This is a genomic window from Pseudomonas sp. NFX1, assembly GCF_051123555.1.
In the GTDB taxonomy this organism is placed as follows: Bacteria; Pseudomonadota; Gammaproteobacteria; order Pseudomonadales; family Pseudomonadaceae; genus Aquipseudomonas; species Aquipseudomonas capeferrum.
Window position 1 is genome coordinate 3761455 of the sequence record NZ_CP169366.1, and the last position, 13887, is coordinate 3775341.

11 protein-coding genes are annotated in these 13887 nt (G+C 65.6%); all 11 read left to right on the forward strand.

The window, feature by feature from the left end; translation table 11 throughout:
* Positions 1-43: 43 nt before the first annotated feature.
* The 11 genes from DJ563_RS16865 to DJ563_RS16915 all read left to right on the forward strand — a co-directional run bounded on the left by DJ563_RS16865 (position 44) and on the right by DJ563_RS16915 (position 13807).
* Positions 44-1480, forward strand: a complete 1437-nt coding sequence (locus tag DJ563_RS16865) for a TolC family outer membrane protein (RefSeq protein WP_274098672.1) — start codon at positions 44-46, stop codon at positions 1478-1480.
* Positions 1477-3639 (forward strand): type I secretion system permease/ATPase, encoded by a 2163-nt coding sequence (locus DJ563_RS16870; RefSeq protein ID WP_047582717.1) that lies wholly within the window; start codon positions 1477-1479, stop codon positions 3637-3639. The genes DJ563_RS16865 and DJ563_RS16870 overlap by 4 nt, the downstream gene beginning before the upstream one ends.
* Positions 3636-4820, forward strand: coding sequence for an HlyD family type I secretion periplasmic adaptor subunit (locus DJ563_RS16875; RefSeq protein ID WP_033701238.1), 1185 nt, complete (start codon positions 3636-3638; stop codon positions 4818-4820). Before DJ563_RS16870 ends, DJ563_RS16875 begins: the two co-directional genes overlap by 4 nt.
* Before the next feature lie 117 nt (positions 4821-4937).
* A complete protein-coding gene (locus DJ563_RS16880; RefSeq protein WP_274098671.1) occupies positions 4938-5837 on the forward strand; it encodes a chemotaxis protein in 900 nt (299 codons plus the stop codon).
* Positions 5838-5925: 88 nt separating this feature from the next.
* Positions 5926-6237: a hypothetical protein gene (locus DJ563_RS16885; protein WP_033701241.1), complete on the forward strand. Its 312-nt coding sequence runs from the start codon at positions 5926-5928 to the stop codon at positions 6235-6237.
* On the forward strand, positions 6234-6968 hold the full coding sequence (locus DJ563_RS16890) for a YkgJ family cysteine cluster protein (RefSeq protein WP_434518059.1): 735 nt from the start codon (positions 6234-6236) through the stop codon (positions 6966-6968). Before DJ563_RS16885 ends, DJ563_RS16890 begins: the two co-directional genes overlap by 4 nt.
* Positions 6969-7128: 160 nt before the next feature.
* On the forward strand, positions 7129-8292 hold the full coding sequence (locus tag DJ563_RS16895; protein WP_434518060.1) for an efflux RND transporter periplasmic adaptor subunit: 1164 nt from the start codon (positions 7129-7131) through the stop codon (positions 8290-8292).
* Positions 8289-11381: a multidrug efflux RND transporter permease subunit gene (locus tag DJ563_RS16900; RefSeq protein WP_274098668.1), complete on the forward strand. Its 3093-nt coding sequence runs from the start codon at positions 8289-8291 to the stop codon at positions 11379-11381. Before DJ563_RS16895 ends, DJ563_RS16900 begins: the two co-directional genes overlap by 4 nt.
* A gap of 9 nt (positions 11382-11390) precedes the next feature.
* Positions 11391-12065, forward strand: a complete 675-nt coding sequence (locus DJ563_RS16905; protein WP_274098667.1) for a heavy metal response regulator transcription factor — start codon at positions 11391-11393, stop codon at positions 12063-12065.
* On the forward strand, positions 12040-13452 hold the full coding sequence (locus DJ563_RS16910) for a heavy metal sensor histidine kinase (protein ID WP_434518061.1): 1413 nt from the start codon (positions 12040-12042) through the stop codon (positions 13450-13452). The genes DJ563_RS16905 and DJ563_RS16910 overlap by 26 nt, the downstream gene beginning before the upstream one ends.
* Before the next feature lie 130 nt (positions 13453-13582).
* On the forward strand, positions 13583-13807 hold the full coding sequence (locus tag DJ563_RS16915; protein WP_033701248.1) for a hypothetical protein: 225 nt from the start codon (positions 13583-13585) through the stop codon (positions 13805-13807).
* Positions 13808-13887: the final 80 nt, after the last annotated feature.

Sequence of the window (13887 nt, forward strand, 5' to 3'; positions counted from 1 at the left end):
CCATCGCCCGGCGGCAAGGACGGAACAGCAGTAAGGGAACTATGTGAAGCGAAGCAGTCCGCTGTCACCGCTGTTGCTGGGAGCCTTGGGGCTCCTGGCCCTGAACTTCAACACGGCTGCCCAGGCGGCCGATGACATCGACCCACAACTGCGCCAGATCGGGCCATCACTGTTACGTGATGCGCCCGATGCAGTGCCCGCCCGCCCTGCCATCGGCATGGCCCCCGTCGCCAATGGCGACCGCCTTGGCCTGACCGAAGCGGTGCTGCAAGCCGCGCAATGGCACCCAAGCATCGCCGAAGCCATCGGCAACCTCTACAAGCAAGGCGAAGGCATCAATGTTGCCCGCGCCGGTTACTACCCGCAGATTTCCGGCGGTGTACGCACAGGCTATGACACCGGCTACGGCGGCGACCGCAACAGCCAGGCGCTCAACCTGTCGCTCAAGCAGATGCTCTACGACTTCGGCAAGGTCGACAGCGCCGTCAGCGCTGCCCAGGCCGCCGCCGCCCGCGCCCAGGCCAATATCCTGCTGGTGGTTGACGAACTGGCCCGCGACACCGCCTATGCCTGGGTCGAAACCCGCCGCTACGAACAACTGATCACCATTGCCCGCGACCAGATCCGCGGGGTCGGCGACATCGCCGGCATGGCTCGCCAACGCAGCGACATGGGCGCCAGCACCCGCTCCGACGTGGTCCAGGCCGAGTCCCGCGTGGAAAGCGCGCGCGCCACCCTGGAGGAATACCAGTCACAGTACGAACGCTGGCGCTCGACCCTGGCATCGTTGCTGGGGCGGGTCACGCCACCGGCGCTGGCCGAAGCATCGCCACCCGAGCTGAACCAGGCCTGCAAGCGCCCGGCACAAGGCGACGACCGCTTGCCCGCCGTGCTGATGGCCTTGGCCCAGCGTGCCCAAGGCCAGGCCGAACTGGCCCAGGCCAAGGCCGAAGCCTACCCCACCGTGTCGCTGCAGCCGCAGATCAACCACTACCTGGACAACGACTACGACCGCGACAACTCGCGCATGGACCGCACCCAGGCGGGCATCTACCTGAACGTCGAGGTGCCCATCTACCAGGGTGGTGCCATCAGCGCCCGCAGCCGCGCCGCCGGCCATGCGCTGACTGCCGCCGACTCGGCCGAGGATGCCGCCCGCCTGCAGGCCCGCCGCGGCCTGGCCGAGGCCATGGCGCAGACTTCGGGGCTGGGCCGTCGGCTCAGTTCGCTGGAGGCCCGTCAGGTCAGCATTCAGGAGGCCCGCATGCTGTACGGCCGGCAGTACCTGGACCTGGGCACCCGGCCCCTGCTCGACCTGCTCAACGCCGAGCAGGAAATCTACCAGTCACGCTTCGAACTCGCCGGCACCCGCTCCGACCTGCTGCGCCTGGATGTCGACTGCCTTTACAACACCGGCGCCCTGCGCACGGCCTTCGGGCTCGAGGGGCGTAACCTGCAAGGTGTGGAGATCCAGCCATGAACGAATCCGTCAATGTGACCCTGCCCAGCCAGCCCCCGGAGCAAACGGCCCAGCAACGGCCAGACCTGGGGCCTTGGCTTGAGGTCATGCTCCAGGTCGCGCACCACTACCGCCTGGACGTGTCGCCGCAACGCATACGCTTGGCGGCCGTCGAAGATGCCCGCCCACTGGATGAAATTCTTCGCCACATGGCCCGCCAGGCCGGGCTGGCGCTGCGCTTCGTGCGCTTCGATGCCAAAGGCCTGCGGCAATGGCGCACGCCGCTGGTACTGGAACTCGACGACGGCCAGTTGGCAGTGGTCGAGTCGGTAACCGAAGAGGACGACCTGGCGGTGGTCTTCGCCGGTGACCAGGGGCTGACCTCACGGCTGCCACGCGACACGCTCAAAGGGCGCATCACCCGGGTTGCCCTGCTGCGCCCGGCGCGGCCGTTGCGCGATGTGCGCACCGACGACTATACCGCCCCCTACGACCGCCACTGGTTCGCCCGCATCGTGTTGCGCGACCTGCGCCCGTATGGGCAGGTGATGGTCGCCTCGCTGGTGGCCAACGTGCTGGCCCTGGCCGGCGTGCTGTTTTCCATGCAGGTGTACGACCGGGTGATCCCCGCCGAGTCACTGCCCACGCTGTACGTACTGTTTGGCGGTGTGGTGCTGGCGCTGGTGTTCGACTTCAGCATGCGCCTGCTACGCCTGAAGGTGACCGACCTGCTGGGCAAGCGCGCCGACCTGCGCGTCTCCGACCTGGTCTATGGGCATGCCTTGCGCCTGCGCAATTCGGTGCGGCCCAAGTCGACCGGCTCGTTCATCTCGCAGTTACGCGAGCTGGAGTCGATCCGCGACCTGATCACCTCGAGCACCGCCACGGCCCTGGCCGACCTGCCGTTCTTCCTGTTGTTCCTGTTCGTCTTCTGGCTGATCGGCGGCGTGCTGGTGTTCATCCCGCTGGTGGCGTTGCTGGCCATGGTCCTGCCCGGCCTGCTCGCGCAACGGCGCCTGGCCCGCCTGGCCAATGCCTCGATGCGTGAGTCGGCGCTGCGTAACGCCATGCTGGTTGAGAGCATCCAGGGCCTGGACGAAATCAAGGCACTGCAAGCCGAGGCACGCTTCGAGCGCCAATGGAACCAGTACAACGCCGCGTGCGCCCACACCAACCTGCGCCTGCGCACCCTGACCAACGGCCTGGTGACCTGGACGCAGAACGTGCAGGGTGCGGTGTTTGCGGTGGTCATCGTCATCGGCGCACCGATGGTGATCGCCGGCGACCTCACCACCGGTAGCCTGGTGGCGGCGTCGATGCTGTCGTCGCGCATGATGGCGCCGCTGGCACAATTGACCCATGTACTGACCCGCTGGCAGCAGGCCAAGGTGGCTCTGCAAGGCCTCGACAAGTTGATGCAATCACCCGTCGATCACCCTGAAAACGAAGCCCGGGTACACCTGCCGGCCATTCGCGGCGAGTATCAGCTGCGCCAGGCCAACTTCCGCTACAGCCCGGAAGCCCCGCCCGTCCTGAGCATCGCCCAGCTGGACATCCAGCCGGGTGAACGCATCGCCGTGCTCGGCCGTAACGGTGCCGGTAAATCCACCCTGCTGCAGGCCCTGGGCGGTGCCATGGACTTGGTCCAGGGCGAAATCAACCTGGACGGCATCGCCCTGGCCCACCTCGACCCTGCCGACCTGCGCCGCGATGTCGGCCTGCTGCCGCAGTACTCGCGGCTGTTCCACGGCACCCTGCGGGAAAACCTTACCCTGGGTGCCGGCCAGGCCAGTGATCAGGAGTTGGTCGCCGCCCTGGCCGCCACGGGGGCGCTGGACTTTGTCCGGCGGCTGCCCAAAGGCATGGACCACTTGATCCTGGAAGGCGGCGTGGGCCTGTCCGGCGGCCAACGCCAGGCCCTGGTGCTGTCACGCCTGCTGGTGCGCCAGCCGCAGGTGCTGTTGCTGGACGAACCCACCGCATCCCTCGACGACATGACCGAACGCAAGCTGCTGGATAACCTCGAACGCTTCTGCCAGGGCCGCACCCTGGTGATCGCCACCCACCGCCTGAGCGTGCTGCAGCGGGTCGACCGGATCCTCGTGCTCGATGGCGGGCGCATCGTCATCGACGACAAACGTGATGCCGCGCTGGCGAAACTGCAAGGAGCCCAGGCATGAGCAACCATGAACTCCCGGCGTCCTACCTGGACGGGCAGGACGACCAGGCAGTGTTCCGCGCCGGCCGTATCATCACGATCTGTGCGCTGATGCTGGCAGCGTTCCTGGCCTGGGCGGCCTGGTTCGAGGTGACCGAAGTGTCCACCGGCACCGGCAAGGTGATCCCCAGTTCACGCGAGCAGGTGATCCAGTCGTTCGAGGGCGGCATCGTCGCGCAGATGAGCGTGGCCGAAGGTGACCTGGTCGACCGCGGGCAGGTACTGGCCCAGCTCGACCCGACCAAGACCTCCTCCAGCGTCGGCGAAAGCGAAGCCAAGTACCGCGCGGCCAAGGCCAGCCAGGCCCGCTTGCAGGCCGAAGTGACCGGCAAGCCATTGGTGTTCCCCGACAGCCTGCGCGACTCACCTGACCTGATCGACGCCGAGACCGCGCTGTACCAGACCCGCCGCCGTGGCCTGGAGCAGACCCTGGCCGGTATCGAGGACTCGCTGCAACTGGTGCGCAGCGAGCTGAAGATCACCGAGAACCTGGCGAAGATGGGCGCCTCGAGCCGGGTCGAGGTGATCCGCTTGAACCGCCAGCGCTCGGAACTGCAGCTCAAGGCCAACGAAGCGCGCTCCGATTACCTGGTGCGTGCACGCGAGGAACTGGCCAAGGCCAGCGCCGAGGCCGACAGCCTGTCCGAGGTGATCCGCGGGCGCAGCGACTCGCTGACGCGCCTGACCCTGCGCTCACCGGTGCGCGGCATCGTCAAGGACATCGAGGTCAATACCTTGGGCGGTGTGGTGCAGCCCGGTGGGCAAGTGATGAAGATCGTGCCGATGGACGAACGCCTGCTGATCGAGACCCGCATTGCACCACGGGACATCGCCTTCATCCACCCCGACCAGGCGGCCAAGGTCAAGATCAGTGCCTATGACTACTCGGTGTACGGCGGGCTGGAAGGCAAAGTAGTCGGCATCTCGCCGGATACCCTGCAGGACGAGGTGAAGCCGGAGATCTACTACTACCGGGTGTTTATCCGCACCGAGCAGGACAGCCTGCAGAACAAGGCCGGCAAGCACTTTGCGATCGTGCCCGGGATGATTGCCACGGTGGATATCCGCACGGGCGAGAAGACCATCCTCGACTACCTGATCAAGCCGTTGAACCGGGCCAAGGAAGCCCTGCGCGAACGGTAATCGGGGGGGCGCTTTGCGCCCCACGCTCCATCAGGCCAGGCATCGACAACACGCCCACTAAAGCCCGACGCAAATACGCCGATAACCCGTTATCCCCCTATTCCCACGAAGGTCACCATGGCCACGCAAAATGCCCGCGCGGATTCGCTGTCCCTGCTGCTGTTCACCCTGCGCAGCGGCAAGCTGATGGCAATCAACCTGCTCAAGGTCAGCGAGATCATCCCCTGCCCTTCACTGACCAAGCTGCCCGAATCGCACCCCCATGTGAAAGGTGTGGCCACCCTGCGCGGCAACTCGCTGTCTGTCATCGACCTGTCCCGCGCCATCGGCGAGCGCCCGCTGGCCGACCCGGACGGCGGCTGCCTGATCGTCACCGAGATCAGCCGCTCGCGCCAGGGCCTGCATGTACAGGCCGTGAGCCGCATCGTGCATTGCCTGAGCACCGACATCAAACCGCCGCCCTTCGGTTCGGGCAACCGCTCGTTCATCACCGGCGTGACCCGGGTCGACAACGCGCTGGTGCAGGTACTGGACATCGAGAAGGTCATCCATGCCATCGCCCCGCCTGCCGCCGAGCCACAGCACGGCGCCCTGACCGAAGAAGACGCAAGCCTGCTGGCCGCCGCCAACATCCTGGTGGTGGACGACAGCCAGGTGGCCTTGCAGCAGTCGGTGCACACCCTGCGCAACCTGGGCATCGAATGCCATACCGCACGCAGCGCCAAGGACGCCATCAACGTGTTGTTGGAACTGCAGGGCACCGCGCAGGAGATCAACATCATCGTCTCCGATATCGAGATGTCCGAAATGGACGGCTATGCTTTCACCCGTACCCTGCGTGAAACGCCCGATTTTCAGCACCTGTATATCCTGCTGCACACCTCGCTCGACAGCGCCATGAGCAGCGAAAAAGCCAGGCTGGCGGGGGCCAATGCCATCCTTACCAAGTTCTCCTCACCGGAGTTGACCGATTGCCTGGTGCTGGCGGCGCGGGCAGTGGTGTTTGCCGAGCGTTGATACATCAAGCGACAAACTCCCCGGCTTGCCGTCGGGGGTGACTCGGGCATAATTCGCTCCCCTCGGAAGATATTTGCCGGAATCGCGTATGAAGTTTTTCAGCTCCCTCCTAGTCGCCTGCGCGCTGTTCAGCGGTGTCGCCCAGGCCTCCAGCAGCCAGGCCTGGAACGAGCAGCGCCAGCAGATGCTCAAGGCGTGCCTTGCCGCCAGCCAGTTCAAGGACGCCCATGCGCGCGGCAAGCCCGCCGAATTCGACGACCAGGTCGGCATGAGTGCCCTGCTGATCGAAGGCGTCTACCCGCAAAAGCACATGCAGCAACGTAGCGGCACCGAATTGTGCCTTTACGACCGCCAGCACCAGCGCGCGTTCGTCAGCGAATGGAACCCGGAAGCCAAGTGACCGACAACCTGCGTTTCGCCTGCACCGGCTGCGGCAAGTGCTGCACCGGCCACCATGTACCGCTGACTCTTGACGAGGCGCGCCAATGGGCGGCGTCTGCGGGCCAGGTGGTGGTATTGATCGAAGCCTTCGTGGCCGATGGCCCGGGCATGCCGGAGGAGCAACGCGAGCATGTGCTGCGCCGCTCCCACCCGGTGGCCTGCGGCGACACGGTCGCTCGCGTCTCGGTGACCTTCGCGGCCTTCAACCCGGGGCGCTGTCGCAACCTCGACGACAATGACCTGTGCACCATTTACGACGCGCGCCCGCTGGTCTGTCGCATCTACCCGGTGGAAATCAACCCGCATATTCCGCTGCGACCCGAGAACAAGGACTGCCCGACCGAGGCTTGGCAGCAGGGGCCGGCGCTGATTCATGGCAGCCAGCTGGCCGACGCGGAGCTGGCGGCGCTGGTGGAGGCTTCGCGCCAGGCGGATCGTGATGACATCGCGGCCAAGGTTGCGGTTTGTCAGGCGTTGGGCATGACTACCAGTGCGCTGAAAGGGAACGGGTTTACGGCTTATCTGCCGGAGATGGGGGCTTTTGCGGCAGCGTTGGCGCAGGTGCCGGAGGATAATGGGGCGCGGTGGACGCTGCATGTGCAGGATGAAGCGTTGACGGCCCGCTTGCGGGGGGTTGGGCTGAGCACGATCTCTGAAACGCCGGTTTATTACGCGTTTATTGGGTTTTGAGGGGGTAACGCGGATTGCGGGGGGCCCCACCACAAAACCTTCGCCAAACCCAAAACTGTCACCGCTGTCAGCCAGCCGTCATGCTGCCGACCCTCTCCAGGGGCTATAAGCTTGAGTACAGACAACCGTCTCCCCCCTCTGGCCAAGGTGCCCGCCCCCGATGCGACGTCCGTCCCGCTCTGTCACCCTTGCCGCCTTGGCGCTGCTCATTCTGGTAGCGCTGGGCGTCTGGTTCAGCCAGCGTCAACCAGCGCCCGCCCCCCGCGCCCAGGCAGCGATCCCCGTGCGCGTGGTCAGCGTCACCCAACAAGACGTGCCGCGCTATACCAGCGCCATCGGCTCGGTGCTGTCGCTGCACAGCGTCGAAATCCGCGCACAGGTAGAAGGCGTGCTGACCCAGGTGCTGGTCAAGGAAGGCCAATGGGTAAAGGAAGGCGACCTGCTGGCCACCCTCGACGACCGTTCGATCCGCGCCAGCCTCGACCAGGCGCGCGCGCAGCTCGGGCAGAGCCAGGCGCAGATCCAGGTCGCCGGTGTCGACCTCAAGCGCTACCGCCTGCTGAGTACCGATGACGGGGTATCCAAGCAAACCCTCGACCAGCAGCAGGCCCTGGTCAACCAGTTGCAGGCCACGGTCAAGGGCAACCAGGCCGCCATCGCCAACGCCGAAGTCCAACTGTCCTACACGCAGATCCGCTCACCGGTGACTGGCCGGGTCGGTATCCGTAACGTCGACCCCGGCAACCTGGTGCGCAGCAGCGACACCCAGGGCCTGTTCAGCGTGACCCAGATCGACCCGATCGCCGTCGAGTTCGCCCTGCCGCAACAGATGCTGCCCACCCTGCAAAGCCTGCTCAAGGCGCCTAATCCGGCATTGGTGCAGGCCTATATGGACGCCGACGGCGAACGTAGCCTGCTCGGTGAGGGCCACTTGGCGCTGATCGACAACCAGATTTCGGCGACCACGGGCACGGTGCGGGTAAAGGCCGAGTTCGACAACAAGGACGGGCGCCTGTGGCCCGGCCAACTGGTTACCATTCGCTTGCGCACGGCAATGCAAGAAGACGCCCTGGTGGTGCCGCCACCCGTGGTGCAGCGCGGCGTCGACGGCCATTTCGTCTACCGCCTGGACGGTGACAAGGTGACCAGCGTGCCGGTCAAGGTGCTGTACCAGGACAGCGGGCTGAACGTTATCGCCGGGGTCAAGGCAGGCGAGCGCCTGGTGCTCGACGGCCAGTCGCGGCTCAAGCCTGGTTCGCGGGTCGAAGTCACCACCGATGCGCCGGCCCCCGCAGAAATGGCCGACGGCCGGAGCCAGCCATGAACGCGCGCAACGGGGTTTCGGCCTGGTGCATCGACCACCCGATCGCTACCTTGCTGCTGACTTTCGCCCTGGTGCTGCTGGGCGCCATTGCCTTCCCCCGCCTGCCGGTGGCTCCGCTGCCCGAGGCCGACTTCCCGACCATTCAGGTCACCGCCCAGTTGCCAGGGGCCAGCCCGGAAACCATGGCCTCGTCGGTGGCCACGCCGCTGGAGGTGCAGTTCAGTGCCATCCCCGGCATGACCCAGATGACCAGCAGCAGCGCGCTGGGGTCGACCAACCTGATTCTGCAGTTCACCCTCGACAAGAACATCGACACGGCGGCCCAGGAAGTCCAGGCCGCGATCAACACCGCCACTGCCCGCTTGCCGCAAGACCTGCCCAACCCGCCGACCTGGCGCAAGGTCAACCCGGCCGACAGCCCGGTGCTGGTGCTGACCGTCAGCTCGAACCAGATGCCCGGCAATGACCTGAGCGATTACACCGAAACCCTGTTGGCACGCCAACTGAGCCAGATCGACGGGGTCGGCCTGATCAATATCACCGGGCAATTGCGCCCCGCCATCCGCGTGCAGGCGCAACCGGAGAAGCTGGCAGCCATCGGCCTGACCCTCGCCGACCTGCGCCTGGCCATCCAGCAGACCAGCCTCAACCTGGCCAAGGGCGCGCTGTACGGCGAGCACAGCGTGTCGACCCTCGCGGCCAACGACCAGCTGTTCCACCCCGAGGACTACGCCCAACTGATCGTCTCGTACCGCGACGGTGCGCCGGTGCACCTGCGCGACGTGGCCAAGGTGATCAACGGCGCCGAAAACGCCTACGTCAAGGCCTGGTCCGGGGACCAGCCGGGGTTGAACCTGGTGATCTTTCGCCAGCCCGGCGCCAATATCGTCGACACCGTGGACCGGGTGCTGGCCGCCCTGCCCAAGCTGCAGGAAATGCTCCCCGCTTCAATCGAGGTGTCGGTCCTGCAGGACCGCACCCAAACCATCCGCGCCTCGCTGCACGAAGTGGAGCTGACCCTGATGATCGCTGTGGCCCTGGTGATCGGGGTCATGGCGCTGTTCCTGCGTCAATGGTCGGCGACCCTGGTGGTGTCCAGCGTGCTCGGGGTGTCGCTGATTGCCAGTTGCGCGCTGATGTACGTACTCGGTTTCAGCCTGAACAACCTGACCCTGGTGGCCATCGTCATTTCGGTGGGGTTCGTGGTGGACGATGCCATCGTCGTGGTGGAAAACATCCACCGCCACCTCGAAGCGGGGGACGACAGCCGCACGGCGGCACTCAAGGGCGCCGGCGAAATCGGCTTCACCGTGGTGTCGATCAGTTTCTCGCTGATTGCCGCATTCATCCCGCTGCTGTTCATGGGCGGGGTGGTCGGGCGTCTGTTCAAAGAGTTTGCCCTGACCGCCACAGCCACCATCCTGATTTCGGTGGTGGTCTCGCTGACCCTGGCACCCACCCTCTGCGCGTTGTTCATGCGCCGCCCGGCCGGCGAGCAGCACGGCGGCTTTGGCGAGCGCCTGGTGAGGTGGTACGAAAAAGGCCTGAACCGCGCCCTGGCCCATCAGCGCCTGACCCTCGGCGTGTTCGGCCTGACTCTGGCCCTGGCCGTGGTGGGTTACGTGGCCATCCCCAAGGGCTTCTTCCCGCTGCAGGACACCGGCTTCATTCTCGGCACCAGCGAAGCGGCGGCGGACGTGTCGTACCCTTCGATGATCGAAAAGCACCAGGCCCTGGCCAAGATCATCGAAGCTGACCCGGCCGTGCGTGCGTTTTCGCACTCGGTCGGCGTCACCGGCAGCAACCAGACCATCGCCAATGGCCGCTTCTGGATCGCCCTCAAGCCCCGCGGCGAGCGCGATGTCTCGGCCAGCGAGCTGATCGACCGGCTGCGGCCCAAGCTCGCCCAGGTGCCGGGCATCGTCCTGTACATGCGCGCTGGCCAGGACATCAACCTCAGTTCCGGCCCGTCGCGCACCCAGTACCAGTACGTGCTCAAGAGCAACGACGGCGTGGCATTGAACCTGTGGACCCAGCGCCTGACCGACCGCCTGCGTGAAAACCCGGCACTGCGCGACCTGTCCAACGACCTGCAACTGGGGGCCAGCGTCACCCGCATCGACATCGACCGCCAGGCCGCCGCGCGCTTCGGCCTGACCACCACCGACGTCGACCAGGCGCTGTACGACGCCTTCGGCCAACGGCAGATCAGCGAATTCCAGACCGAGACCAACCAGTACAAAGTGATCCTGGAACTGGACGCGCGCCAGCGTGGCAAGGCCGAGAGCCTCAACTATTTCTACCTGCGCTCGCCCCTGAGCAACGAGATGGTGCCGTTGTCTGCCGTGGCCCACGTTGCCGCGCCCAGCACCGGGCCGCTGTCGATCAGCCACGATGGGCTGTTCCCGGCTGCCAACCTGTCGTTCAACCTGGCCCCTGGCGTGGCCTTGGGCGATGCGGTGAGCATCCTGGAGCGCACCCAGCGCGAACTGGGCATGCCCGACTCGATCAGTGGCAACTTCCAGGGCGCGGCCCAGGCCTTCCAGAGCTCGCTGTCGAGCCAGCCGTGGCTGATCCTCGCCGCCCTGGTGGCGGTGTACATCATTCTCGGGGTGCTCTACGAGAGCTTTGTCCACCCGCTGACCATCATCTCGACCCTGCCCTCGGCGGGCCTGGGCGCGCTGATCCTGCTCTGGGCCATGGGCCAGGACTTCAGCATCATGGGCTTGATCGGCGTGGTGCTGCTGATCGGCATCGTCAAGAAAAACGGCATCCTCTTGATCGACTTCGCCCTTGAAGCCCAGCGCCATCACGGCATGACGCCCGAGCAGGCGATCCATCAGGCCTGCCTGACGCGCTTTCGGCCGATCATCATGACCACCCTGGCCGCGCTGCTCGGCGCGGTGCCGCTGATGTTCGGTTTCGGCGCTGGTGCCGAGCTGCGCCAGCCGCTGGGTATCGCCGTGGTCGGCGGGTTGCTGGTGAGCCAGGCCCTGACGCTGTTCACCACCCCAGTCATATACTTGGCCCTGGAGCGCCTGTTCCATCGCCGTCGGGCCGCCAACGCGGCCGCGCCAAGTGCCAGTTGAGACAAGACCATGCGTGTGCTGATCATCGAAGACGAAGAAAAAACCGCCGATTACCTGCATCGCGGCCTCAGCGAGCAAGGCTTTACCGTGGACCTGGCGCGTGACGGCATCGACGGCCTGCACCTGGCCCTGGAAGGTGACTATGCGGTAATCGTGCTCGACGTGATGCTGCCGGGCCTGGACGGCTACGGCGTGCTGCGCGCCTTGCGGGCGCGCAAGCAGACGCCGGTGATCATGCTGACCGCCCGCGAGCGGGTCGAAGACCGCATCCATGGCCTACGCGAAGGGGCCGATGATTACCTGGGCAAGCCCTTTTCCTTCCTTGAACTGGTCGCCCGCCTGCAGGCCCTGACCCGCCGCAGCAGCAGCCACGAACCGCTGCAGATACAGGTCGCCGACCTGTGGATCGACCTGATGGCACGTAAGGCCAGCCGGGGCGGCCAACGCCTGGACCTGACCGCCAAGGAGTTCTCGCTGCTCAGTGTGCTGGCCCGCCGCCAGGGCGAAATCCTGTCCAAGACCGCGATTGCCGAGCTGGTCTGGGACATCAACTTCGACAGTGACGCGAATGTCGTCGAAGTGGCGATCAAGCGCCTGCGCGCCAAGCTCGACGGGCCATTCGACCACAAGCTGCTGCACACCATCCGAGGCATGGGCTATGTCCTGGAAAACCGTGCGGGCTAACTCCATCGCACTGCGCCTGTCGGTGCTGTTCATCCTGGTGGCAGTGAGCGTGTTCCTGCTGATCGGTACGGCGCTGTACCGCCAGGTCGATCGCAGCCTCGACCTGCTGCCGGCCGCCGAGCTGGATGCGCGTTTCAGTGTGCTGGAGTCCACCCTCAACCGTTTCGGCACGGCCGATCACTGGGCCAAGGTCAGCAACAAGCTCAACCTGCTCAGTGAAGAGGACAAGCGCATCCGCTTCTGGGTAGTCAGCAGCGACCCGGCCTACGACTATGGCCACCCCAGCGAGCTGGTTCGCGCATTTGCCGAAGGCCCGCCGGGCATGCGCGACCTGCGCCTGCCCGGCCAGCCCTACCCTTACAAGGTGCTGGTCAGCGAGTTGCCGGCGCTGGCCGAGCGCCCACCGCTGCGCTTTCTGATCGGCATCGACACCGAGACCTTCTGGCAGGCGCAGCACAGCCTGCTGGTGGCCATCGTTGGCTTGGCGGTGCTCGGCGTGCTGCTGGCCTCGGTGCTCGGCTACTGGGTGGCGCGCATCGGCCTGCGCCCGTTGCTGGCACTGTCCAACGAAGCCCAGGCATTGGCGCCGCCACGCTTGGACGGGCGCCTGCAAACCCACGACCTGGCCCCGGAGCTGGCGCAGTTCGCCGGGGCCTTCAACGCCGCGCTCGACCGCGTCAGCCAGGCCTACTCACGGCTGGAGGCGTTCAACGCCGACGTCGCCCACGAGCTGCGCTCGCCGCTGACCAACCTGATTGGCCAGACCCAGGTGGCGCTGACCCGCGGCCGCAGCGCCGAGCACTACTTCGAAGTGCTGCAATCGAACCTCGAAGAGCTGGAGCGCCTGCGCAGCATCATCAACGACATGCTGTTTTTGGCCAGCGCCGACCAGGGCAGCAAGGCCACCGCACTGACCCAGGCCTCGCTGGCCGAGGAAGTGGCGACCACGCTGGACTACTTGGACTACATCCTCGAAGACGCACAGGTCCGCGTCGCGGTCAGTGGCGATGCCCAGGCGCCCATCGAGAAAGCCCAGCTGCGCCGGGCGCTGATCAACCTGCTGAACAATGCCGTGCAGCACACCGCGCCCAACCAAGTGATCCAGGTGCGGATCGACAGCGGGCCGGGCCAGGTCAGCATCGCCGTGAGCAACCCGGGGCCGGCGATCGAAGACGCACACCTGCCGCTGCTGTTCGAGCGCTTCTATCGGGTGGATGCAGCGCGCAGCAACAGTGGGGGTGGCAACCATGGTTTGGGCTTGGCCATCGTCAAAGCGATTGCGTTGATGCATGGCGGCGAGGTTTTTGTACGCAGCGAAGCAGGCGCCAACACCTTCGGCATTCGCCTGCCAAGCGCTCAACTGCGCGGGTTTGCCGCAGAAGCCTGAGCTTTCGCCGCATGATCGTTACCTTTTGCGCAACAGTGCTTATCGTACTTCGCTCTGTTTCAAGTGCCCTGAAGGGACTAACTTTAGCCCTGTCCTCATTAGCACTTGCATCGCAAGAAGGTAGTTTCAAATGTCCAACAGTATGGGTATTGCCAGCGTCTTCGTCCTGTCTTCCCTGTTGTTGTCGCCCCTGGCCATGGCCGAAGAATCCCCAGCTTTCGTCGCCCGTAATGCAGAGCTCGCCGCCGTCCATCAAGAGGCCCGCGACGCTGTAGCCGCACAACAGGCCGATGCCGTAAAAGACGCAAACCAGACCGCTTCCAAGGTGTCCAGCGACGCCAATGCCGACAGCTGATCGGCCGCCGTACCTGCTCCCGTTTTCCCTTGGCTACGCCATGGGCACCTTAGGTGCCGATATGTTAGCCTTTTAAAGCC

Coding starts and splice junctions, on each gene's coding strand:
- DJ563_RS16885 (WP_033701241.1), top strand. CDS start 5,926: ATGAAGTTTTTCAGCTCCCTCCTAGTCGCCTGCGCGCTGTTCAGCGGT.
- DJ563_RS16880 (WP_274098671.1), top strand. CDS start 4,938: ATGGCCACGCAAAATGCCCGCGCGGATTCGCTGTCCCTGCTGCTGTTC.
- DJ563_RS16905 (WP_274098667.1), top strand. CDS start 11,391: ATGCGTGTGCTGATCATCGAAGACGAAGAAAAAACCGCCGATTACCTG.
- DJ563_RS16900 (WP_274098668.1), top strand. CDS start 8,289: ATGAACGCGCGCAACGGGGTTTCGGCCTGGTGCATCGACCACCCGATC.
- DJ563_RS16915 (WP_033701248.1), top strand. CDS start 13,583: ATGTCCAACAGTATGGGTATTGCCAGCGTCTTCGTCCTGTCTTCCCTG.
- DJ563_RS16910 (WP_434518061.1), top strand. CDS start 12,040: ATGTCCTGGAAAACCGTGCGGGCTAACTCCATCGCACTGCGCCTGTCG.
- DJ563_RS16870 (WP_047582717.1), top strand. CDS start 1,477: ATGAACGAATCCGTCAATGTGACCCTGCCCAGCCAGCCCCCGGAGCAA.
- DJ563_RS16875 (WP_033701238.1), top strand. CDS start 3,636: ATGAGCAACCATGAACTCCCGGCGTCCTACCTGGACGGGCAGGACGAC.
- DJ563_RS16895 (WP_434518060.1), top strand. CDS start 7,129: ATGCGACGTCCGTCCCGCTCTGTCACCCTTGCCGCCTTGGCGCTGCTC.